Origin of the sequence: Nocardiopsis sp. NPDC058789, from assembly GCF_042745575.1 — a bacterium.
Lineage (GTDB): Bacteria > Actinomycetota > Actinomycetes > Streptosporangiales > Streptosporangiaceae > Nocardiopsis > Nocardiopsis eucommiae.
In genome coordinates, this window is the sequence record NZ_JBHYOW010000006.1 from 200,453 (window position 1) to 222,699 (window position 22,247).

Genomic DNA, 22,247 nt, shown 5'->3' on the forward strand with positions numbered 1-22,247 from the left:
CGTAGGCCCGCCGCATCCCGGGTGGGGTCCCGACGAGGGAGGAGAGCCGGGTGAGGCCGCGCAGGACCCATGAGCGCGCCCTCAGCCCGGTCGGGCCGGTGTCCGGTGCGACCAGCCCGGTGTTCGTGCCGCCCATGGCCAGGTTGGCGTCGACGAACGGGCGCATCGCCCGCTCGTAGGCGGGGAGGGCGACCCGGTGGTCGCCGCGCGCCCGGACGATCGCGCCGCCGAGGACGCGCACGCCCCCACCAGGGCGAGGGTGCTTCCCTGGCCGGTCATCGGGTCGGGGCAGTAGCCTGCGTCCCCGAGCAGGGCCACCCGGCCCCGGGTCCAGGTGTCCATGCGGATCTGCGCGCTGGGTGCCACGTGCACCGCCGGGGCCTCGTCCATGGCCGCCAGGGCACGATCCGTCGCCGCGCCGTCGCCCGCGAAGCGCTCCCGCAGCGACCTCCGGTGCGTCTCGGGGTCGGTCACGGGTGCGCGGTCCCTGGTGAGGACCGTGCACTCCTCGCGCGCGGGGTCGGGCAGGGGTGCGAGCAGAAGTCCCCGCCCGGATCGGACGTGTCCGACGACGTGGTCGGAGGGGGTCCGGTGACGGTCGACGTCGAAGAGGACCAGGTTGGTGCCCAGGTACCGCCGGAAGCGGTCCTCCGGACCGAAGACCAGGGAGCGGAGGTGGGAGTGCGTGCCGTCCGCGCCCACGACGAGGTCGAAGACGCGCGGCTCCCGGTTCAGGAAGCTCACGGTGACGCCGTCGTCGGACTCGTGGAGGGCGGTCACGGAGTCGTCGAACAGGTACTCGGCGTCATCGCGGACGTGCCGGTGGAGCGCCGTGCACAGGTCCCCCCTGCGGAGCACGAGCCCGGGCTCCCCGGAGACGAGGGTGGACACTCCGGGGATCACCGCTCCCCGGCCTCCCCCGTAGTCGAGGCGGATCCCTTCGGGCGAGGGGACGCCCAGTCCCCGGAGCTCGTCCAGGAGGCCCATGCGGCACAGGGCCCCGACTCCGGGCCCCTCGATCTGGAGGCGGTGACCGCCGTCCCGCACCGCCGGTGCCCGTTCCACGACGGTCGGACGCATGCCGTGTCGGCGCAGCCAGTACGCCAGCGCGGGGCCGGCGATGCCTCCGCCGGAGACGAGGACGCGTACTGGGGTCATGTCGGCCTCCTGAGGACGAGTTCGGTGGTTTGATTGTACGTACGTTCAAATCACTGTCAACGTCTCCTCCGAGGGCACGGCACGGTCCCGACCTTCGGGCCGGGGGTCACGTCACGGAGAGTGGGCCGTCCGACGGGTGGCGTCGGTCGCGGACCCCTCCGGCCCCCAAACGTTGCCGTTTCGATCCCGTAGGCCGCGTTCGTCCCCTTCCGGGCGCACAAGAATCAGGACATGGTTCTCAGCAAGCTCCTCGGCCGGAGCGATGATCAGGTCGTGCGCAGACACGGCCTCACCCACGGCGACGCCTGGCACGACCCGGAACTCGCCGCGGCACTCCCCGTCGTCCTCGACGGCGACGTCGCCTCTGGGCTGGCCCTCCTGTCCGTGGACGACCCCCAGCTGCGCGCCCTGCGCCTCCACCTGCTCTCCAAGGAGGGGACGGCGCTCCTCGGCACCCTGGAGGCCGGGATGGACCAGCCGGATCCGGAACCGGACCTGCTCATGTGGGCGGGCGTCACACGGATCAGGGCCGCCTGGGCGATCCGCTCGGGCCGGTGGGCCAAGGACGTCGGGCACGACCGCTTCGAGCGCTTCCGGGAGACGCTGGCCCCGGCCTTCGAGCCGCTCGCGTACGCGGCCCGGATGAGCCTGACCCCCACCGCGCTCGACCAGCTCCAGTGGTACGGGCTCGGGTCCGGCATGGCACGCGAGGAGCTGGACCACCTGTGGGAGCGGATCGTCGCGCTCGACCCGCGCCACCACGCCTCCCTGGAGTCCCGGCTCCAGGTGCTGAGCCGGAAGTGGTCGGGCTCGGAGGAGCAGATGTTCGCCTTCGCGCGGGAGGTGGTCCGGGAGGCCCCCGCCGGGGACCGCTCCCTGGTCCTGGTCCCCCAGGCCCACTACGAGAAGGCCCTCTACTGGATCAGGGAGCAGGAGGCCGAGACCGTCGGCGAGACGCGCGACCTGCTCACGATCCACTACACGGAGACGGCCGTGACGGCGGAGATCGTCGCGGCGGCCGACCGCTGGCTGGAGGGCGATCCGGACTACCCCCTGGTGGCCCGCGACGCGCACGCCTTCGGCTCCGCGCTCGCCCTGTGCTTCGAGGACGAGCGCGCGGCGGCCGTCCTCGAACGGGCCGGGACCGTCGTCCCCCACGGCCAGGGCAACCTGTGGGGCCACATGGCCCGGAACCCGGCGGCCGAGTACGCGCGCACCCGGAGGAGGCTGGGCGTCCCGCTGCCCGCCGTCTGAGCCCCCGCGCCCGGTCCGCCCACACACACGCACGCGGGCCCCGCCGGGAACCGTGGTTCCGGGCGGGGCCCGCGACGTGTTCCGGAGCGGATCAGCCGGAGCGCTCCACCACGTAGTCGCACAGGGACAGGAAGGCGTCCCGCGCCGGGATGTCCGGCAGGGTGGACAGTTCCGCGCGGGCCTTCTCGGCCCAGCCGCGCAGTGTCGCGTCGGCCTCGGCCATCGCCGGGTGCGGACGCAGCAGGCCCAGGGCCTCCTCCGCCTCGGCGTCGCCCAGCGGGCGGCCCAGCAGCGACTTCAGCCGCTCGTCGGCCGGGTCCCGCGAGCGCATCGCGTAGAACATCGGCAGCGTCAGCACGCCCTCGCGCAGGTCCGTTCCGGGGACCTTGCCCGAGTCGGCGCTCTCGCTGGCCACGTCCAGGATGTCGTCGGCCAGCTGGAACGCCATGCCCAGGGCGTCGCAGGCGCGGGTCAGGGTGCCCACCGTCTCCGGGTCGACCTTGCCGAACATGCCGCCGAACTCGGCCGACGAGGCGATCAGCGACGCCGTCTTGTCGTCGATGACGTTGAGGTAGTGGTCGAGCGGGTCGATGCCGTCGCGCGGCCCCGAGGTCTCCAGGATCTGCCCCTGGACCAGGCGCGCGAAGGTCTCGGCCTGGAGCCGGACCGCCTCGGTGCCCAGGTCCGCGAGCATGGTGGAGGCCTTGGCGAACACGTAGTCGCCGGTGAGGATCGCGATGGTGTTGCCCCAGCGCTGGTTGGCGCTGGGCTCGCCCCGCCGCAGCTCCGCCTCGTCCATCACGTCGTCGTGGTAGAGGGTGGCCACGTGGGTCAGCTCGACCACCGCCGCCGCCGGGATGAGGTCGGGGACCCGGGGGTCACCGAAGTGCGCCGCGAGCAGCACCAGCATGGCGCGGAAGCGCTTGCCTCCGGCGGCCAGCAGGTGGGAGGCGGCCTCGGTCAGCATGGGGTCGCTGGACCGCACCGACTCCCTCAGCAACTCCTCGACCTTCTCCAGGTCGTCCTGGACCTCCCGGGCGAGGGACGGGTCGACTCTCGGCAGAGCGAGAAAACCGCTCGGGACAGCACCGCTCACCGTAAAGCTCCACCTGTTGAACGGGCGTGCTGGTGGCCCCCTCGGGAGGAGGCCACCACACGCTCAGCACATGAACATGATCCGACTTGCCACGGTATCCGACCCGGAATGAAGGTCCAAAGCCACACCCGGGTCGGCACTCACTCGTCGGCGGATACCTCCGTGACCTGGTCGACCATCACCGCGGCCGGTTCCTGACCCGGTTCACCGGACGGCAGGAGCGTGTCAAGGAAGGCACCCGGGAGGATTCCGAGCGCGAGGGTCGCCGCCACACCCACGGTGATCACACTTCCGGTGAGCACTCCGGCACGGGCCACCGTCGGACCCTCGCCCTCGGATTCCCGGAAGAACATCACAACGATGATCCGCACGTAGAAGTACGCGGTGACGGCGCTGCTGAGCACGCCGATGACGACCAGCGGCGTCGCCCCGGCCGCGACGGCCGCCTCGAACACCGCGAACTTGCCGATGAAGCCGCTGGTCAGCGGGATACCCGCGAAGGCCAGCAGGAACAGCGACAGCGCCAGGGCCAGCCCCGGCGAACGGCGCCCGAGCCCCGCCCAGCGGTCGAGGTCCCCGAGCTCCTGTCCGCCGTCCCTGGTGCGCACCAGGGTGACGACGGCGAACGCGCCCAGCGTGGTGAACCCGTAGGCGGCCAGGTAGAACATGGCGCCCGCGAGGCCCTCGACGCTGCCCGCGACCACGGCGGTGAGGATGAACCCGGCGTGCACCACCGAGGAGTAGGCCAGCAGCCGCTTGACGTCCCGCTGGGTGACGGCCACGATCGCGGCGACGACCATCGTCAGGATGGCCACCGTCCACAGCATCGGCTCCCAGATCGCCGCCGAGGTGCCGAACGGCACGAAGAACACCCGCAGCAGGGCGCCGAAGGCGGCGACCAGCGTGCAGGAGGCCATCAGCGCGGTGATCGGGGTCGGCGCTCCCTGGTAGACGTCCGGCTTCCAGTTGTGGAAGGGCACGGCGCCGACCTTGAAGAGCAGGCCGATCGCGACCAGGCCCACGCCCATGAGCAGCAGCGGCTCGCCGTTGCCGTCCTGGAAGATCTCGGCCCCGCCGGACTCCACCGCCTGACGGATCACGCCGAAGTTCACCGAGCCCGCGTAGCCGTAGACCATGGCGATGCCGAACAGGAAGAACGCCGAGGAGAACGCGCCGAGCAGGAAGTACTTGACCGCGGCCTCCTGCGAGAACAGGCGCCTCCTGCGGGCCAGCCCGCAGAGCAGGTACAGCGGGAGGCTCATGACCTCCAGGGCGATGAACATGACCAGGAAGTCGTTCGAGGCCGGGAACATCAGCATGCCCAGCACCGCGAACAGCACCAGCGGGTACACCTCGGTGTGCTGCGAGCCCGCGAGGATGTGCGTGCGCTCCTCCTCGCTGCCCGGGACCGTGGCGGCCTGGGCCGAGAACGCGTCCCGGCCGTCCCGCCGCTCGGCGATCAGCATGAGGCTGATCAGGGCCAGCACGGTGATGGTGCCCTGGAAGAAGAGCACCGTCCGGTCCACGGCCAGCACGCCGTTGGCGATGGTGGTGCCGTCACCGACCGCCTCCACCTGGAGGACCAGCAGGAGGAACGTGCCCAGCAGCGCGGCCGCCGCCAGGGCGATCTGCGCGGTGCGCCGGGACCCCTTGGGCCAGAAGGCCTCCAGGAGCACGCCCAGCACACCGGCGCCGAACAGCACCAGGAACGGTGCGAGCAGCCACCAGTCCAGGACCGGTGGAGCCTCGGTGACTCCGTGGAGCGCCGGGGGCGCCCCGTCCGCGAGGTTGAGGGGGATCACTCCTCGTCTCCTTCCGCGTCGCCGTCCGCGACCGCCACCTCGTCGGCCGGGGCCTCCACGGTGCGTTCGACGGCGGGGTTGATCACGTTGAGCAGGGGCTGCGGGTAGACGCCGAACGCGATGATCAGGGCGATCAGCGGGGCGACCGCCCAGGTCTCACGACCGGACAGGTCCGGCAGCGCCGACAGCTTCTCCGGGGTGGGGCCGGTCATCGTGCGCTGGTACATCCACAGGATGTAGAGCGCCGCGAGGACCACGCCGAGCGCGGCGATGACCGCCGGGACCGGACTGAAGGCGTACACGCCGACGAACACCAGGAACTCGCTGACGAAGGGGGCCAGGCCCGGCAGAGCCAGACCGGCCAGACCCGCGATCAGGAAGACCCCGGCCAGCTTGGGCGCGACCTTCTGGACGCCCCCGTAGTCCTCGATCCTCGCGCTGCCCCGGCGGGCGATGAGGAAGCCCACGATCAGGAAGAGCGCGCCGGTGGCGAACCCGTGGTTGACCATGTAGAGGGCGGCCCCGGCCTGGGCCTGTTCGGTCAGGGCGAAGATGCCCAGGGTGATGAAGCCGAAGTGGGACACCGAGGTGTAGGCGACCAGGCGCATCATGTCGCTCTGGCCGATCGCGAGGATCGCACCGTAGAAGATGCTGACCAGGCTGAGCGCGACCACGGGCCACACGAACCACGAGACGGCGGCGGGGAACATCTCCAGGCAGTACCGGAGCATCCCGTAGGTGCCGACCTTGTCCAGTACGCCGACCAGCAGGACGGCGGTGCCGGGGCTGGACGACCCGGCGGCGCTGGGCAGCCAGGTGTGCACGGGCCACATCGGGGCCTTGATCGCGAAGGCGATGAAGAACCCGAGGAAGAGCCAGCGCGCGGTGGCCGGGTCGACGGCCGCGAGGGCGCCGCCCGGGTCGGTGAGCTCCGTCCACAGGAAGGTGCCGCCGATGACGTACACGCCGATCACCGCGACCAGCATGATGAGGCCGCCGGCGAGGCTGTACAGCAGGAACTTCATGGCCGCCTTGGCGCGGTCGGCGCCGCGTCCGTAGCGCCCGATCATGAAGTAGACCGGGATGAGCATGGCCTCGAAGAACACGTAGAACAGGAAGACGTCGGTGGCGGCGAAGACACCGATCATCATCGCCTCGAGCGCGAGGATGAGCGCGAAGTAGCCGCGCCCGCCGTCGTCCCGGTCGTCGTGTTCCCGCCAGGCGGCCAGGACCACCAGCGGTACGAGGATCACGGACATCAGGATCAGCACGAGGGCGATGCCGTCGACGCCGACCGCGAAGTGGACCCCGAAGTAGGGGATCCAGGGGTAGACCTCCTCGAACTGGAGGCCCCCCGCCCCGGAGGTGTCGAAGTTCAGGGCCATCGCCACGACCAGCAGCAGGGTCGCGACGGAGAAGCCCAGGGCCAGGCGCTTGGCGGGCTCGGCCGAGGCCGCCCCGCCCGTCGCGGGACGGACCTTGGTGGCGGTGGCCGTGCCGGAGGCCGACCCGGCGCCGGCCGAGGCCGTGGCACCGCCCGACGCCGCCGGGGCCTTGACGCGCGGCAGCGCCCAGATGACGGCCGCGCCGATCGCTGGGAGCGCGATCGCGAGAGTGAGCCAGGGGAGCATTTAGAACCTCACAACCAGCGTCGCGGCGACGATCACGGCGCCGAGGAGCATGGTGAGCGCGTAGGTGCGGGCGAACCCGGTCTGTGTCCGGCCGAGTCCGGTGGAGGAGTCTCCGACCCCGGCACCGAGCCCGTTGACCGCGCCGTCGATGACCTTGTCCTCGATGACGACCAGCGCCTTCGTGAGCACCTGGCCGGGTCGCATGAACAGGCCCTCGTTGATCTCGTTGCCGTACAGCTCGTTGCGGGCCGCGTCGGTGACGAGGTTGCCCTGGGGCGCGGTGCGCGCCACGGGATTGCGCAGGTACATGAACCAGGCCAGGGCGACGCCCAGGACCAGCACGACCAGGGCGGCGATGCCGTAGGGCGCGGTGAAGGCGTGGCCCACGGTGAAGTGGTGCGGCTCGGCGCCGATGGCCGGGGCGAGGAAGCCCGCGAACCGGTCGCCGAAGACCAGGAAGGCGCCGAGGGCGACCGACCCGATCGACAGCACCACCATGGGTGCGGTCATGCTCACCGGCGACTCGTGCGGGTGCACGCCCTCGTCCCAGCGCTTCTCTCCGAGGAAGGTCATGAAGACCATCCGCGACATGTAGAAGGCGGTGAGCGCGGCGCCCGCGATGATCGCGGTGCCGAAGACCGCCCCGGCGGTCCCGCCGATACCGAAGGCGGCGGAGATGATGCTCTCCTTGGTCCACCAGCCGGACAGGAACGGGACCCCGATGATGGCGAGGTAGCCCAGGCCGAAGGTGGCGAAGGTGATCGGCATCTTCGACGCCAGGCCGCCGTACCGGCGCATGTCGACGCCGTCGTTCATGCCGTGCATGACCGAACCGGCGCCCAGGAACAGCCCGGCCTTGAAGAAGCCGTGCGTGATCAGGTGGGCGATGGCGGCGACGTAGCCGACCGGGCCGAGCCCGGCGGCCAGCACCATCATGCCGATCTGGCTCATGGTGGAACCGGCCAGGGACTTCTTGATGTCGTCCTTGGCCGAGGCGATCAGGCCGCCCGCGATCATGGTGGCGGCGCCGACCGTCATGACGACCGTCTGCGCCACCGGGGCGCCCTCGAAGATCGGCCCGGCGCGCACGATCAGGTACACGCCCGCCGTGACCATGGTGGCGGCGTGGATGAGCGCCGACACCGGGGTCGGGCCCTCCATGGCGTCCAGCAACCACGCCTGGAGCGGGAGCTGCGCGGACTTGCCGCAGGCGCCCAGGAGCAGGAGCAGGCCGATCGCGAGGAGGACGCCGTCGCTGGCGCCCGGGACCGCGGCGAAGACGTCGCTGAAGCTGACCGCGCCGAGCACGGTGAACATCACCATGATCGCCACGAGCAGGCCGACGTCACCGACCCGGTTGATCAGGAACGCCTTCTTGGCCGCGGTGGCCGCCGTGGGCTTGTACTGCCAGAACCCGATGAGCAGGTAGGACGCGAGGCCCACACCCTCCCAGCCGAGGAAGAGCAGCACGAAGTTGTCCGCGAGGACCAGCACGAGCATGGCCGCGACGAACAGGTTGAGGTAGGCGAAGAACCGCCGCCGGGCCGGGTCGTCGGCCATGTAGCCGAGCGAGTAGACGTGGATGAGCGAGCCCACGAAGGTGATCAGCAGGACGAAGCTGATCGAGAGCGGGTCCACCAGGAGGTTGATCCGGGCGGAGAAGTCACCCGCCGCGAACCACTCGTAGACCGGTACGGAGACGGAGCGCTCGGCCGCGTTCCGGCCGAGGAGGTCGAACAGGGCGAGGACCGCCCAGACGAAGGAGCCGATCGGCAGGGCGGTGGCCAGCAGCGGCCCCCACCCGTTGGTGCGCCGCCCGCCCAGCAGCAGGATCGCCGCGCCCACGAGTGGCAGGGCGATCAGCAGCCAGGCGTTCGACAGCACCGCGCTGTCGGCCGTGGTCGCCACCACGGGATCGGCGGCGAGGTACGCGTGATGTTGTGTCACTGCCACGTCGCCTTCTAGTGCTTGAGCAGGTTCGCGTCATCGAGCGACGCCGACCTGCGGGTTCGGAAGATCTGCATGATGATCGCGAGGCCCACGACCACCTCGGCGGCGGCCACGACCATCACGAAGAAGGCGACGACCTGCCCCTCGATGTCCCCGTGCATCCGGGCGAACGCGACGAACGCCAGGTTGCAGGCGTTGAGCATGAGCTCCACGCACATGAAGACGATGATCGCGTTGCGTCGGACGAGGACGCCGACCGCGCCGATGGTGAACAGAAGCGCCGCGAGGACGATGTAGTTCATCGGGTCCACGAGGACTCGACCTCCTGTCCGTTGCCGTTGCCGTTCTCTTCGCCGTCGGTGGCGGCGGCCGAGCCGTCCTCACCGTGGTCGGCGGGGTCCTCGTCCTGGTCGGCGGTGATCCCGCCCTCCTTGGAGTCGGCCGAGTCGGACCCCCCGCCGGGGAGCGCGTCCCGCCCGGACCGGACGTCCATCGGGACACCCGACTGGTACTCGGGGTCACGCGCGGCCAGGACCGGGTTGAGCGAGAGCTTCGAGACCGTGCCGTCGGGCAGCAGCGCGGGCATGTCGATCGCGTTGTGCCGGGCGTAGGTGCCGGGTCCGGGCAGCGGGGTGGGGTGGTCGCCCCTGATGCGGTCCTCGGAGATCTCCCGCTGGGTGCGGCGCCTGCCCGTGCGGGCGGTGTGCGCGAGCACCATGGCGCCGAGCACCGAGGTGACGAGCAGCGCGGCGGTGGCCTCGAAGGCCACCACGTAGCGCAGCAGGAGTTCGCTGGCGATCCACGGGATGGTGCCGCCGACCGGGGTGGCGGCGGCCGCGATCCCGGCCGGGTCGCCCACGACGATCCGGGTGATCCCGGTGGTCAGGGCGCCGACGAAGCAGATCGCCACGATCGCGGTCATGAGCCGCTGTCCGCGCAGGGTCTCCACGAGGGAGTCGGCGGAGCTGACGCCCACGAGCATCAGGACGAACAGGAACAGCATCAGCACGGCGCCGGTGTAGACGACGATCTGCACGACCATGAGGAACGGGGCCTCGTTGATGCCGTAGAAGATCGCCAGGCCGACCATGGCCAGCGCCATCGACATGGCCGAGTGCACGGCCTTGCGGGAGAAGACCACGCCGAGTGCCCCGAGCACGACGATCGTGCCCAGGACCCAGAAGACCGTGGCCTCACCGGAGCCGATGGGCGCCGACGCGGCGAGGTGCTGCGCGGGGGTGTCGGGGGTGAGCGGGTTCAACGGACCGCCCCCGTGTTCTCCGGCCGGTCCTGGGTCCCGTGCTCACCGCGCCCGGTGGCGTAGTAGTCGTGGTCGGTGTCACCGAGGCGCATCGGGTGGGGCGGCTGCTCCATGCCCTCGCGCAGCGGGGCCAGCAGCTGCTCCTTGGTCCAGATCAGGCTCTGCCTGTTGTCGTCGGCCAGCTCGTACTCGTTGGTCATGGTGAGGGCCCGTGTCGGGCAGGCCTCCACGCACAGACCGCACAGGATGCACCGCAGGTAGTTGATCTGGTAGACGCGCCCGTACCGCTCACCGGGCGAGTACCGGTCGTCCTCGGTGTTGTCTCCCGCCTCCACGTAGATGGCGTCGGCCGGGCAGGCCCAGGCGCACAGTTCGCACCCGATGCACTTCTCCAGGCCGTCGGCCCACCGGTTCAGCTGGTGCCGTCCGTGGAAGCGCGGCGCCGTGGGGCGCTTGACCTCCGGGTACTCGACGGTGGGCACCTTCTTGAACATCGTGTGGAAGGTGACACCGAAACCCTTGACGGGGTTGAGCCACTCAAGCACCGGTAACCTCCCCCTTCTTCTGGTTGCGTTCGGCGGTGGCGGCCGTGGCCGTCCGCGACGGTTCGGCGAGCACGCTGCTGCCGTAGTGGGCGGCGGTGCTCGGGGGCACCGGGAACCCGCCGAAGGAGGGTTCCTTGTGGGCGCGGCGCGCGTTCTCGGCGCGCTGGCGGGCCTCCTCCGCGCGCTCGCGGCGCACGAAGCGGACCCAGGCGGCGATGGCCGCGACGGTGGCGACGGTGAAGCCCGCGACCACGGCGGCGATCACCAGCGGGTGCGCGTCGTCGATGACGAGCATGCGGACGACGGCCACGCCGGTGATCCACACGAGCTGGATCGGGATGAGGACCTTCCAGCCGAGCTTCATGAGCTGGTCGTACCGGACGCGCGGGAGGCTGCCGCGGGCCCAGATGAACAGGAACATGACGGCGACGAACTTGAGCAGCCACCACAGGGCGGGCCACCAGCCCTCGTTGGCGCCGGGCAGGATCGCGGTGACCCCGGGCGGGGCGTACCAGCCGCCGAGGAAGAGCGTCACGGACACGGCCGCGACGGTGCACATGTTCACGTACTCCGCGAGGAAGAACATCGTGAACTTCATGGACCCGTACTCGGTCATGAAGCCGCCGACGATCTCGCCCTCGCCCTCCGCCAGGTCGAACGGGAGACGGTTGGTCTCACCGACCATGGTGACGATGTAGATGAGGAAGGAGGGCAGGAGCAGCACCGCGAACCACAGGTTCTCCTGGGCCGCGACGATGCCGGAGGTGGTGAGCGTGCCCGCCATGATGAAGACCGCGACGAACGACAGGCCCATCGCGATCTCGTAGCTGATCACCTGCGCGGAGGCGCGCAGGCCGCCGAGCAGGGCGTACGGCGACTGGGAGGCCCAGCCGCCGAGCACGAACCCGTAGACGCCGAGCGCGGCGGTGGCCAGGACCAGCAGCGCGGCGATCGGCAGGTCGGTGAGCTGGAGCGGGGTCATGACCCCGAACAGGTTCACCTCGGGCCCGATCGGGATGACCGAGAAGGCGAGGAACGCGGGGATCGCGGCGATCATCGGCGCCGCGATGTACACGAACCGGTCCACCCCTCGCGGGATCAGGTCCTCCTTGAGGGAGAGCTTGATGCCGTCGAACAGGGACTGGAGGAGGCCGAAGGGGCCCATCCGGTTGGGTCCGTGGCGCTGCTGCATCCGGCCCATGACCTTGCGGTCGGCCATGATCATCATGAGCACGCAGATCATCAGGAAGACGAAGATCGCGAGCGCCTTGATGGTGGTGATCCACCACGGGTCGTTCCCGAAGGCGCTCAGGGTGCTCTCCGAGGCCAGTACGGCCGCGCGCGGATCGAGAGCGGCGGGGGTCACTGCTGCCTCCCGTTGGTGGTGGGCGCGGCCAGGATGACCGTCTGCCCGGCGGTGCCGCCCAGGTCACGGCGGATGTCGCAGCCGTGGGCGTTGGCCGGAAGCCAGACGACCCGGTCCGCGATGTCGGTGACGACCACGGGGACGGTCACCGAACCCCGCTCCCCCGTGACGCGGAGGGATCCGCCGTCGGGGACCCCGACCTCGTCGGCCGTGGCCTTGGACAGGTAGGCGCGCGGCTGGCGGGCGGTACCGGCGAGGTAGGGCTCGCCGTCCTCCATCCGGCCGGTCCCCAGGAGCTGCCGCCACGTGGACAGCAGGGCCTGCCCCGGGGCGGGTGAGACGGGCTCGGCCGGTCGGACGGAGGGTCCGGCGGGCCGGTCCCCCACCCACACGCCCAGCTCCAGGAGCTCGTCGTAGGCGCCGGCGGCGTCCGGCAGACCCAGGTGGACGTCCATCGCGTTGGCGATCGCGGACAGCACCCGCAGGTCGGAGAGGGCCCCGGGCACCTTGAGCGCGTCACCGAAGGGCCGGTGGCGGCCCTCCCAGTTGACGAAGGTGCCGGACTTCTCCGCGACGGCGGCCACGGGCAGCACCACGTCGGCGCGGTCCGTGACGTCGCTGGCGCGCAGTTCGAGGCTGAGCACGAACGGCACCCTCGCCAGGGCCTCGCGTGCGGCGTCCGGGTCGGGCAGGTCGTCCAGCTCGACCCCGGCGACGACCAGGGCGTCCAGCTCACCTGCGGCGGCCGCCGCGATGATCGCGTCGGTGTCGCGGCCGGGGGTCTCCGGCAGCGACCCGACGTTCCAGGCGCGGGCCACCTCGGCGCGGGCCGAGTCGTCGGAGACCGGGCGTCCGCCGGGCAGCAGACCCGGCAGCGCCCCGGCGTCGATCGCGCCCCGCTCACCGGCACGGCGCGGCACCCAGGCAAGCCGGGCCCCCGTGCGCCTGGCCAGCGCGGCGGCGGCGGTGAGGGCTCCGGGGACGGCGGCGAGCCGTTCCCCGACCAGGATGACGGCGCCCTCCTGGCCGATCGCCTCGACCACCTCGGGGTGTTCGGAGTCCAGGGCGTTGAGGGCGCGGGCCTCGTCGCCGGGGACGGTCCGGACCAGGGTGCCCGAGGTCTTGGTGAGGCCCAGGCTGGCGTGCGAGGCGATCGAGTAGACCTTCAGGCCCCGCTTGCGCGATCCCTTGCGCAGACGCAGGAACGTGGAGGGCGACTCGTCCTCGGGCTCGAACCCGGCCAGCAGGACGGCGGGCGCCTTCTCCAGCGCGGTGAAGTCGACGTCCACCGGGGTCCCCGCCACGTGGGCCGCCAGGAAGTCGGCCTCCTCGGCGGAGTGCTCGCGGGCGCGGGCGTCCACGTCGTTGGTGCCCAGTGCCACGCGGGCGAACTTGGCGTAGGCGTAGGCGTCCTCGTAGGTCAGGCGTCCGCCGACCAGCACGCCCACCCTGCCCCGAGCCGCGCCCAGACCCTGGGCGGCGAGGCTGATCGCCTCGGGCCAGGAGGCGAACTCCAGGGCCCGGGACTCCTCGTCGCGGACCAGGGGGCGGGAGAGGCGGTCGGACCGGGTGGCGTAGGTGAACGCCCACCGGCCCTTGTCGCAGTTCCACTCCTCGTTGACCTGCGGGTCGTCCCCGGCCAGACGGCGGGTGACCTTGCCCCGGCGGTGGTCGGTGCGCTGGGCGCAGCCGCCCGCGCAGTGCTCGCACACGCTCGGGGTGGAGACCAGGTCGAAGGGGCGCGACCGGAACCGGTAGGCCGATCCGGTGAGCGCGCCCACCGGGCAGATCTGCACGGTGTTGCCGGAGAAGTAGGAGTCGAAAGCCTCCCCCTCGGCGACGCCGACCTGCTCCTGGGCACCCCGCTCCATCAGCTCGATGAGCGGGTCGCCCGCGATCTGCGCCGCGAAGCGGGTGCAGCGGGCGCACTGGATACAGCGTTCACGGTCCAGCAGCACCCCGGTGGAGAGCGCGATCGGCTTGGGGAAGGTCCGCTTGACGTCGACGAACTCGGTCTCCCCCTGACCCGTGGACATGGCCTGGTTCTGGAGGGGGCACTCGCCGCCCTTGTCGCAGACCGGGCAGTCCAGCGGGTGGTTGATCAGGAGGAACTCCATGATCCCGCGCTGCGCCCGCTCCGCCACCTCGGAGGTGAGGTGGGTGTTGACCACCATCCCCTCCATGACGGTGATGGTGCAGGAGGCCTGCGGCTTGGGCATCCCGCGCCCGTTGCCCATGTCGGGGATCTCCACCAGGCACTGGCGGCAGGCCCCCACCGGGTCGAGCAGCGGGTGGTCGCAGAACCGGGGGATCTGGATGCCGAGCAGCTCGGCGGCCCGGATCAGCAGGGTGCCCTTGGGGACGCGGATCTGGAAACCGTCGATGGTGACGGTGATCAGGTCCTCCGGGGGCGGGGCGGGCGAGGACCCGCCCGAGGTGTTGGAGGTGACGGTCACCGGTTCCCTCCCTCTTCCGTGGTCGGCCGGTCCGCCCAGAGGGTGGACCTGGAGTGGTCGAAGGGGCAGCCGCCCTTCTCGAAGTGGTCGACGTACTCCTGGCGGAAGTGCTTGATCGACGACATGACGGGGCTGGTGGCACCGTCGCCCAGCGCGCAGAAGGAGCGGCCGAGCAGGTTGTCGCAGATCTGGAGGAGCTTGTCGATGTCGGCCTCGGTGCCCTCGCCGCGCTCCAGACGGTCCAGGACCTGGACCATCCAGAAGTTGCCCTCGCGGCAGGGCGTGCACTTGCCGCAGGACTCGTGGGCGTAGAAGGCGATCCACCGGCCGACGGCGCGGACCACGCAGGTGGTCTCGTCGAAGATCTGGAGGGCGCGGGTGCCGAGCATGGACCCGGCGGCGCCCACCGACTCGAAGTCGAGCGGGGTGTCCAGGTGCTCCTCGGTGAAGATGGGCGTGGAGGAGCCGCCCGGGGTCCAGAACTTGAGCCGGTGCCCCTCGCGGATCCCGCCCGCCATGTCCAGGAGCTCGCGCAGGGTGATCCCGAGCGGCGCCTCGTACTGGCCGGGGTTGGTGACGTGCCCGGACAGGGAGAAGAAGCCGAACCCGGCGGACTTCTCGGTGCCCATGGACGTGAACCACTCGGCGCCGTTGGCGACGATCCCGGGGACGCTGGCGATGGACTCGACGTTGTTCACCACGGTGGGCGAGGCGTAGAGCCCGGCCACGGCGGGGAACGGCGGCTTGAGCCGGGGCTGGCCCCGGTAGCCCTCCAGGGAGTCCAGGAGGGCGGTCTCCTCGCCGCAGATGTAGGCGCCCGCCCCGGAGTGCACGACGACGTCGAGGTCGAAGCCGCTGCCGAGGACGTCCTTGCCGAGCAGCCCGGCCTCGTAGGCGTCGGCCACCGCCTGGCGGAGGCGGCGGACGACGTGGACGACCTCGCCGCGCACGTAGATGAAGGCCTGCTGGGACCTGATCGCGTACGCGGCGATCGCCACACCCTCCACCAGCACGTGGGGGTTGGCGAGCATGAGCGGGATGTCCTTGCAGGTGCCCGGCTCGGACTCGTCGGCGTTGACGACGAGGTAGCGCGGGTTGGGGTTGTCCTTGGGCAGGAACCCCCACTTCATCCCGGTGGGGAAGCCCGCGCCGCCACGGCCGCGCAGGCCGGACTGCTTGACCAGGTCCACGATGGAGTCGGGGTCCATGGTCAGCGCCCTGCGCAGCGCCTCGTAGCCGCCGGTGGCCCGGTAGCCGTCGATCGTGAAGGAGTCGGGACGGTCCCAGTTCCTGGACAGGATCGGGGTCAGGGTGGTCACTTGGCGCCCTCCTCACCCTGGTCGGGACGGGTCGGGAGGTTGTTCGGGTCCGGCGCGGTCCAGCCGTTGCGGTCCGCGATCCGGAGCCCGGCCAGCGAGGGACCGGCCGCCTGGACGCCCTCGCCCGCGCGACCGTCGTCGAACCCGGCCAGCACGCGCGAGGCCTGCTTCCAGGTGCACAGGCTGGCGGGGCCGCGCGTGGGCGCGACGTCCGCGCCCAGACGCAGGTCGTCCACCAGCTGCTTGGCGGTGGCCGGGGTCTGGTTGTCGAAGAACTCCCAGTTGACCATCACGACCGGCGCGAAGTCACAGGCCGCGTTGCACTCGACGTGCTCCAGCGTGACCTTCCCGTCGCCGGTGGTCTCCCCGTTGGCGAGGTCCAGGTGCTCCTTGAGGGCGGAGAAGATCTCGTCTCCGCCCATCACCGCGCACAGGGTGTTGGTGCACACGCCCACCTGGTAGTCGCCGCCGGGGTCGCGGCGGTACATCGTGTAGAACGTGGCGACCGCCTTGACCTCGGCCAGCGTGATGCCGAGCTGGTCGGCGCAGAACCGCATGCCCTCCGCGCTGACGTGCCCCTCCTCCGACTGCACCAGGTGCAGCAGAGGGAGCAGCGCCGAACGCGGCTTCGGGTAACGGCTGACGATCTCCTTGGCGTCCTGTTCCAGGCGCGCCACGACCTCGTCGGTGAAGACCTCGGGGATCTCCACGGGGTTGTTCTCGTTGGACTCGCTCACCGGTCCACGCCTCCCATCACCGGGTCGATACTGGCCACGGCCGCGATGACGTCCGCCACCGTCCCGCCCTCGCACATGGCGGCGACGGCCTGGAGGTGGGTGAACGAGGGGTCGCGGAAGTGCACGCGGTAGGGGCGGGTGCCCCCGTCGCTGACCGCGTAGCAGCCGAGCTCGCCCTTGGCGCTCTCCACCGCCGCGTAGGCCTGGCCCGCGGGGACCCGGAAGCCCTCGGTGACCAGCTTGAAGTGGTGGATCAGCGCCTCCATCGAGCCGCTCATGATGTGCGCGATGTGGTCCGGGGAGTTGCCCATGCCGTCCGGGCCGAGCGCCAGCTTGGCGGGCCAGCCGATCTTGGCGTCCTCGATCATCACCGGGCCGGGCTGGAGCTTGTCCAGGCACTGCTCGATAATCCTGAGGCTCTCCTCCATCTCGGCGATGCGCACCCGGTAGCGGGCGTACACGTCGCCGCCGTCGGAGACCGGGACGTCGAACTCGTAGTCCTCGTAGCCGCAGTACGGCTTGGCCTTGCGCAGGTCCCAGGCCAGGCCCGAGGCGCGCACCAGCGGGCCGGTGACGCCGAGCGCCATGCACCCGGGCAGGTTCAGGTACGCGACGTCCTTGGTCCGGGCCAGGTAGACGGGGTTCTCGTCCAGGAGCTTGCGCATGGTCTGGATGCGCTTGGGCATCTCCTTGAGCAGCTCCCGGACCTTGCCCACGGCGCCGGGCGGCAGGTCCTGCGCCACCCCGCCGGGCCGGACGTAGGCGTGGTTCATCCTCAGGCCCGTGACGAGCTCGAAGATGTCCAGGATCATCTCGCGCTCGCGGAAGCCGTTGGTCATCACCGTGGTGGCGCCCAGCTCCATGCCGAACGTCGCCATGGCCACGAAGTGCGAGGCCATCCGGTTGAGCTCCATGAGCAGAACGCGGATGACGCTGGCGCGCTCGGGCACCCGGTCAGTGATGTCGAGCAGCTTCTCGACCGCCAGGCAGTACGCCGTCTCGTTGAAGAGCGGCGTGAGGTAGTCCATGCGGGTCACGAACGTGGTGCCCTGCGTCCACGTCCGGTACTCCATGTTCTTCTCGATGCCGGTGTGCAGGTAGCCGATGGCCACGCGGGCCTCGGTACAGGTCTCGCCGTCGAGAGTGAGGATCAGCCGGAGCACGCCGTGGGTGGACGGGTGCTGGGGTCCCATGTTGACGACCAGGCGTTCGGCGCTGGTGCCCTGGGCCTTCTCGATGACGTCGTCCCAGTCCCCACCGGAGGCGTCGATGTAGTCCTCGGTGACGGTCATGCCGTGCCTCCCTTCCGGAGGGGCCTTCGTGTGGCTGGTGTGGTGGCCGCGCGGATCACGTGTAGGACCGCCGCTCGTCCGGCGGGGGCACCGTGGCGCCCCGGTACTCGACCGGGATGCCGCCCAGCGGGTAGTCCTTGCGCTGGGGGTGGCCGTGCCAGTCGTCGGGCATCTGGATGCGGGTCAGCGCCGGGTGCCCGTCGAAGACGATCCCGAAGAAGTCCCAGGCCTCGCGCTCGTGCCAGTCGTTGGTCGGGTAGGCCGACACGATCGAGGGGATGCGGGGGTCGGCGTCGGGGCAGGTGGTCTCGACGCGGATCTCGCTGTTGTGCGTGATCGACCTGAAGTGGTAGACGGCGTGCAGTTCGCGGCCGATGTCCTCCAGGTAGTGGACCCCGACCACGCCCGTGCACAGCTCGTAGCGGAGCGCGGGGTCGTCGCGCAGGACGCGGACCAGTTCCAGCAGGGCCTCGCGGCGCACGTGGAAGGTGATCTCGCCCCGGTCGACCTCCACGCGCTCGACCTCGGCCTCGCGGCCGATCGCCGTGAGGGCCGTCTCCAGGTCGTCCGCGACCCGGTCGAAGTCCGCGGTGCGCGGGTCGTCGGGGTCGGTGAAGGGACGCTCGCTCCGGACGGGAGCGCTCCCCCGCACCAGGAGGCCGCCGAAGCCGGAGGTGTCACCGGAGGTCCGGGCGCCGAACATGCCGGTGCGCCTGACCGGTGCGGCCAAGCGCTCGCGCCCGAGCTGGTCGGGGAGGTTCTCCGCCGCCTCGTCGCGCTCGTTCTCGTTGCTCATGTCAGTCCTTGGTCACCAGGGGCAGCGAACGGCGGAGCAGGCGCTCCTCGGTCTCGGTGATCTCCTGCTCGCGGTGGGCACCGAGCTTGGTGTTCTGCACCTTGTCGTGGAGCTTGAGCACGGCGTCCAGGAACATCTCCGGCCTGGGCGGGCAGCCCGGCAGGTAGATGTCGACGGGAACGATGTGGTCCACGCCCTGGACGATCGCGTAGTTGTTGAACATGCCGCCACTGGAGGCGCAGACGCCCATCGCGATGACCCACTTGGGTTCGGGCATCTGGTCGTAGATCTGGCGCAGGACCGGGGCCATCTTCTGGCTGACCCGTCCGGCCACGACCATGAGGTCGGCCTGACGCGGGGTGGCGCCGAACTTCTCCATGCCGAACCGGGCGAGGTCGTAGTGGGGCCCGCCGACCGCCATCATCTCGATGGCGCAACAGGCCAGACCGAACGTGGCGGGCCACATGGACGACTTGCGGGCCAGGCCGACGACCTGTTCGACCGTGGTGAGCGCGACTCCGGCCGGCAGTTTCTCTTCGATACCCATCAGCTGCGGACCTCCTCGGGGGTGGGCGGCTGGGTCTGGTCGGGGGTCTGTGGAATCAGGGGGATCAGTCCCATTCGAGGCCTCCGCGACGCCACTCGTAGGCGTAGGCGATGGAGACGTTCACCAGGAAGAGGATGATCGCGATGACGCCGAACCAGCCGAGGGCGTCGAAGTGCACGGCCCACGGGATGAGGAAGATGATCTCGATGTCGAAGACGATGAACATCATCGCCGTCATGTAGTACTTGACGGTGAAACGGCCACCGCCCGCGGGCTGCGGGGTGGGTTCGATCCCGCACTCGTACGCCTGCATCTTGGCCCGGTTGTACCGCTTGGGTCCCATGACCGCACCGGCGACCATCGACAGGACGACGAACGCGGCGCCGATCCCACCGAGCACGAATATCGGTGTGTACAGCTCCACGGCTCACCCTCCTCCGCTGAATGGCTGGTCGGAGCGCGCGACCGGCTGACTTGTGAACGTTTTCACGTGCTTCTCTCGGCTCTTCCCGAAATGTCTGGGTGGTGGGGCCGGACCGCGGATCACCGACGGCCCGGCCGTACGATCGCGCCGTCGCCCTCTAGGCGGCGGGCGCCATCTTGGACAGGCCGTTGATGACCCGGTCCATGGCGTCGCCCTTGCTCGGTTCGGTGAGGTTGGCGAGCATCTTCAGCACGAACTTCATGAGCGTGCGCTGACGCAGTCCGTACTTGGTCGCGTACTTCATGAACTCGGGCTGGCCGATGACCTTCACGAAGTAGCGGCCCAGCGTGTAGTAGCCGCCGTAGGTGTCCGCGAGGACCTCCGGGTACCGCAGCAGGGCCCGTTCGCGCGTCTGCTGGGTGGGACGGCCGTGCGCCTGCACGATCACGTCGGCGGCGATCTGCCCGGCCTCCATGGCGTAGGCGATGCCCTCGCCGTTGAACGGGTTGACCATGCCGCCCGCGTCACCGACCAGCAGCAGGCCGCGCGCGTAGTGCGGGACCCGGTTGAAGCCCATCGGCAGCGCCGCGCCGAGGATCTTGCCCTTCTGGTTCTCCTCGGTGAAGCCCCACTCCTCCGGCATGGACTCGGTCCACCGGCGCAGGAGCTTGCGGTAGTCCACGTCCTGGAAGGCGGTGGTGGAGTTGAGGATGCCGAGGCCCACGTTGCTGGTGCCGTCACCGACACCGAACACCCACCCGTAGCCGGGCAGGAGGACGTCCTTGTCGCCGCTGCGGTCCCACAGCTCCAGCCACGACTCCAGGTAGTCGTCCTCGTGGCGGGGGCTCTCGAAGTAGGTGCGCACGGCCACGCCCAGGGGCCGGTCGTCGCGCTTGCGGATGCCCATGGCGACGGAGAGCCGGGAGGAGTTGCCGTCGGCGGCCACGACCAGCGGTGCCCGGAAGGTCACGGGTTCGCGGTCGGCGTTCTTCGCGTGCACTCCGACGATGCGGTTGCTGCGCTCGTCCATCAGCGGGCCGGTGACGTTCGTGCGCTCCAGGAGCTTGGCCCCGGCGGAGACCGCCCGGTTGACCAGGATCTGGTCGAAGTCGAAGCGTGTGCGCACGAGGCCGAAACCCGGGTACGCGGCGAGGTCGGGCCAGGGCAGTTCCAGGCGCACGCCCGCGCCGACGATGCGCAGGCCGTGGTTCCTGATCCACCCCTCGTCCTCGAAGGTGATCCCCATGGCGGTGAGCTGTTTCACCGCCCTCGGGGTGAGTCCGTCGCCGCAGACCTTCTCCCTGGGGAAGGCGGTCTTCTCCAGGAGCAGGACGTCTAGCCCGGCCTGGGCCAGGTAGTAGGCGGTGGTGGAGCCAGAAGGGCCAGCGCCGACGACGATGACGTCGGCGTCGTACTCGATCCGTTCCCGGCCTCTGGGAGAGGAGGTGGCTGTCTCGCTCACGGATGTGTCCTCGACTACTCGCGCGGTACACCGTGGCGGGTCAGTGCGGGTTCGACCCGCTCACGGGGGGTGCTTGGGGACGTTGGGGGACTTCCGACATGTCCGACATGGGTCTTGTGTCATAAGCCTCGTGGCCTTGTGAAGCACTTCACAAGCCACTTTTCCGCAGTCTAGACCCTCACGCGCCAGGAGGCGACCCCCGGGGGGCATTGTTCAGAAAATCGGATATAGAACCCACAAGCCTCCACACACCCACCAAAGCAGTCACAAACAGTCAAATGCGCAGCTAGTGATACCCGATCAACAACAAGTGACCCACGAGTCACAGAAAAAACCCCAAGGCACAGAACTTTCCTTGGGGTTTGCGTGCTTTTTAGTTAGAAGAGAAGACTTTCGCCTCATGGGCGCTATGTCTGTTTTTACTTCTCCCGGAAGCCACGGTGCAGGGCCACCGTGCCCAACGTCAGGTTGCGCCACGCGACCCGCGACCACCCGGCGCCCTGGAGGTACGTCGAGAGCTCGGCCTGGTCCGGCCAGGCCATGATCGACTCCGAGAGGTAGTCGTAGGCCTCACTGCGCCCGGAGAACGCCCCGGCGATCCTCGGCAGCGCCGCCATCAGGTAGGTCGAGTACAGCTTGTCCGCGAACTCGACCGGGATGTGGCTGAACTCGCAGATGACCAGCCGCCCGCCGACCCTGGTCACCCGGCGCAGCTCCCGCAGCGCCTGGTCCACGTCCGCGACGTTGCGCAGGCCGAAGGAGATCGTCACCGCGTCGAAGGTCTCGTCGGCGAAGGGCAGCGAGAGCGCGTCGCCGGCCACGAAGGTCACCCCGCCGCGCGAGGCCCCGCCCCTGCGCCGGGCACCGTTCTGGAGCATCCCCAGCGAGAAGTCGCAGGCGATCACGCGCGCGCCCTTCTTGATGAAGGATTCCGAGGAGGTGCCGGTGCCCGCGGCGAGGTCCAGCACCAGTTCGCCGCTGTGGGCGTCGACCGCGTCGACCACGGCGCGTCGCCAGACGCGGTCCTGGCCGAGCGAGATGACGTCGTTGACGAGGTCGTAGTTCTCTGCGATGCCGTCGAACATCGCGGCGACGTCCTGGGGCTTCTTGTCGAGCTTCGCGCGGGTCATGGCACCAGCCTAAGGGTGGCC

Annotated in this window: 19 protein-coding genes; 1 reads left to right on the plus strand and 18 read right to left on the minus strand. The window is 70.3% G+C overall.

Going from position 1 to position 22,247, the window contains the following annotated elements; translation table 11 throughout:
- Positions 1-81: 81 nt before the first annotated feature.
- The gene (locus ACFW3L_RS10610; protein WP_378738656.1) at positions 82-1,158 is read right to left on the minus strand and encodes an FAD-dependent monooxygenase; all 1,077 of its coding nucleotides are present in this window, start codon (positions 1,156-1,158) and stop codon (positions 82-84) included.
- A gap of 231 nt (positions 1,159-1,389) precedes the next feature.
- Here ACFW3L_RS10610 and ACFW3L_RS10615 point away from each other — a divergent pair, with 231 nt between their 5' ends.
- Positions 1,390-2,412, plus strand: coding sequence for a hypothetical protein (locus ACFW3L_RS10615; protein ID WP_378738658.1), 1,023 nt, complete (start codon positions 1,390-1,392; stop codon positions 2,410-2,412).
- Positions 2,413-2,503: 91 nt separating this feature from the next.
- Here the strand turns inward: ACFW3L_RS10615 and ACFW3L_RS10620 are convergent, their stop codons facing one another.
- The 17 genes from ACFW3L_RS10620 to ACFW3L_RS10700 form a co-directional block, all read right to left on the minus strand.
- Positions 2,504-3,508, minus strand: a complete 1,005-nt coding sequence (locus ACFW3L_RS10620; RefSeq protein WP_378738660.1) for a polyprenyl synthetase family protein — start codon at positions 3,506-3,508, stop codon at positions 2,504-2,506.
- Positions 3,509-3,648: 140 nt separating this feature from the next.
- Positions 3,649-5,310 (minus strand): NADH-quinone oxidoreductase subunit NuoN, encoded by a 1,662-nt coding sequence (nuoN, locus tag ACFW3L_RS10625; RefSeq protein ID WP_378738662.1) that lies wholly within the window; start codon positions 5,308-5,310, stop codon positions 3,649-3,651.
- Positions 5,307-6,941, minus strand: coding sequence for an NADH-quinone oxidoreductase subunit M (locus tag ACFW3L_RS10630; protein ID WP_378738664.1), 1,635 nt, complete (start codon positions 6,939-6,941; stop codon positions 5,307-5,309). The genes nuoN and ACFW3L_RS10630 overlap by 4 nt, the downstream gene beginning before the upstream one ends.
- Positions 6,942-8,888, minus strand: a complete 1,947-nt coding sequence (gene nuoL / locus ACFW3L_RS10635) for an NADH-quinone oxidoreductase subunit L (protein ID WP_378738666.1) — start codon at positions 8,886-8,888, stop codon at positions 6,942-6,944.
- A 14-nt stretch (positions 8,889-8,902) separates the two neighbouring features.
- Entirely contained in the window at positions 8,903-9,202 is a 300-nt protein-coding gene (gene nuoK / locus ACFW3L_RS10640; RefSeq protein WP_017543069.1) for an NADH-quinone oxidoreductase subunit NuoK, read from the minus strand.
- Entirely contained in the window at positions 9,190-10,152 is a 963-nt protein-coding gene (locus tag ACFW3L_RS10645; RefSeq protein ID WP_378738669.1) for an NADH-quinone oxidoreductase subunit J, read from the minus strand. The genes nuoK and ACFW3L_RS10645 overlap by 13 nt, the downstream gene beginning before the upstream one ends.
- Positions 10,149-10,697, minus strand: coding sequence for an NADH-quinone oxidoreductase subunit NuoI (gene nuoI / locus ACFW3L_RS10650; protein ID WP_378738672.1), 549 nt, complete (start codon positions 10,695-10,697; stop codon positions 10,149-10,151). Before nuoI ends, ACFW3L_RS10645 begins: the two co-directional genes overlap by 4 nt.
- Positions 10,690-12,063, minus strand: a complete 1,374-nt coding sequence (gene nuoH, locus ACFW3L_RS10655; RefSeq protein WP_378738674.1) for an NADH-quinone oxidoreductase subunit NuoH — start codon at positions 12,061-12,063, stop codon at positions 10,690-10,692. The genes nuoI and nuoH overlap by 8 nt, the downstream gene beginning before the upstream one ends.
- On the minus strand, positions 12,060-14,519 hold the full coding sequence (locus ACFW3L_RS10660; RefSeq protein ID WP_378738677.1) for an NADH-quinone oxidoreductase subunit G: 2,460 nt from the start codon (positions 14,517-14,519) through the stop codon (positions 12,060-12,062). The genes nuoH and ACFW3L_RS10660 overlap by 4 nt, the downstream gene beginning before the upstream one ends.
- The gene (nuoF, locus tag ACFW3L_RS10665; RefSeq protein WP_378738680.1) at positions 14,516-15,838 is read right to left on the minus strand and encodes an NADH-quinone oxidoreductase subunit NuoF; all 1,323 of its coding nucleotides are present in this window, start codon (positions 15,836-15,838) and stop codon (positions 14,516-14,518) included. Before nuoF ends, ACFW3L_RS10660 begins: the two co-directional genes overlap by 4 nt.
- Positions 15,835-16,575: an NADH-quinone oxidoreductase subunit NuoE gene (gene nuoE / locus ACFW3L_RS10670; RefSeq protein WP_378738682.1), complete on the minus strand. Its 741-nt coding sequence runs from the start codon at positions 16,573-16,575 to the stop codon at positions 15,835-15,837. Before nuoE ends, nuoF begins: the two co-directional genes overlap by 4 nt.
- The gene (locus tag ACFW3L_RS10675; RefSeq protein ID WP_378738684.1) at positions 16,572-17,867 is read right to left on the minus strand and encodes an NADH-quinone oxidoreductase subunit D; all 1,296 of its coding nucleotides are present in this window, start codon (positions 17,865-17,867) and stop codon (positions 16,572-16,574) included. Before ACFW3L_RS10675 ends, nuoE begins: the two co-directional genes overlap by 4 nt.
- Before the next feature lie 55 nt (positions 17,868-17,922).
- Positions 17,923-18,663: an NADH-quinone oxidoreductase subunit C gene (locus ACFW3L_RS10680; RefSeq protein WP_352388089.1), complete on the minus strand. Its 741-nt coding sequence runs from the start codon at positions 18,661-18,663 to the stop codon at positions 17,923-17,925.
- A gap of 1 nt (position 18,664) precedes the next feature.
- Positions 18,665-19,210, minus strand: a complete 546-nt coding sequence (locus ACFW3L_RS10685; RefSeq protein ID WP_017543078.1) for an NADH-quinone oxidoreductase subunit B family protein — start codon at positions 19,208-19,210, stop codon at positions 18,665-18,667.
- 64 nt (positions 19,211-19,274) lie between these two features.
- Positions 19,275-19,634, minus strand: coding sequence for an NADH-quinone oxidoreductase subunit A (locus ACFW3L_RS10690; RefSeq protein WP_017543079.1), 360 nt, complete (start codon positions 19,632-19,634; stop codon positions 19,275-19,277).
- Positions 19,635-19,791: 157 nt separating this feature from the next.
- Complete coding sequence (locus tag ACFW3L_RS10695; protein WP_378738690.1) at positions 19,792-21,096, minus strand: geranylgeranyl reductase family protein; 1,305 nt, start codon at positions 21,094-21,096, stop codon at positions 19,792-19,794.
- 419 nt (positions 21,097-21,515) lie between these two features.
- Positions 21,516-22,226: a demethylmenaquinone methyltransferase gene (locus ACFW3L_RS10700; protein WP_378738693.1), complete on the minus strand. Its 711-nt coding sequence runs from the start codon at positions 22,224-22,226 to the stop codon at positions 21,516-21,518.
- Positions 22,227-22,247 lie beyond the last annotated feature (21 nt).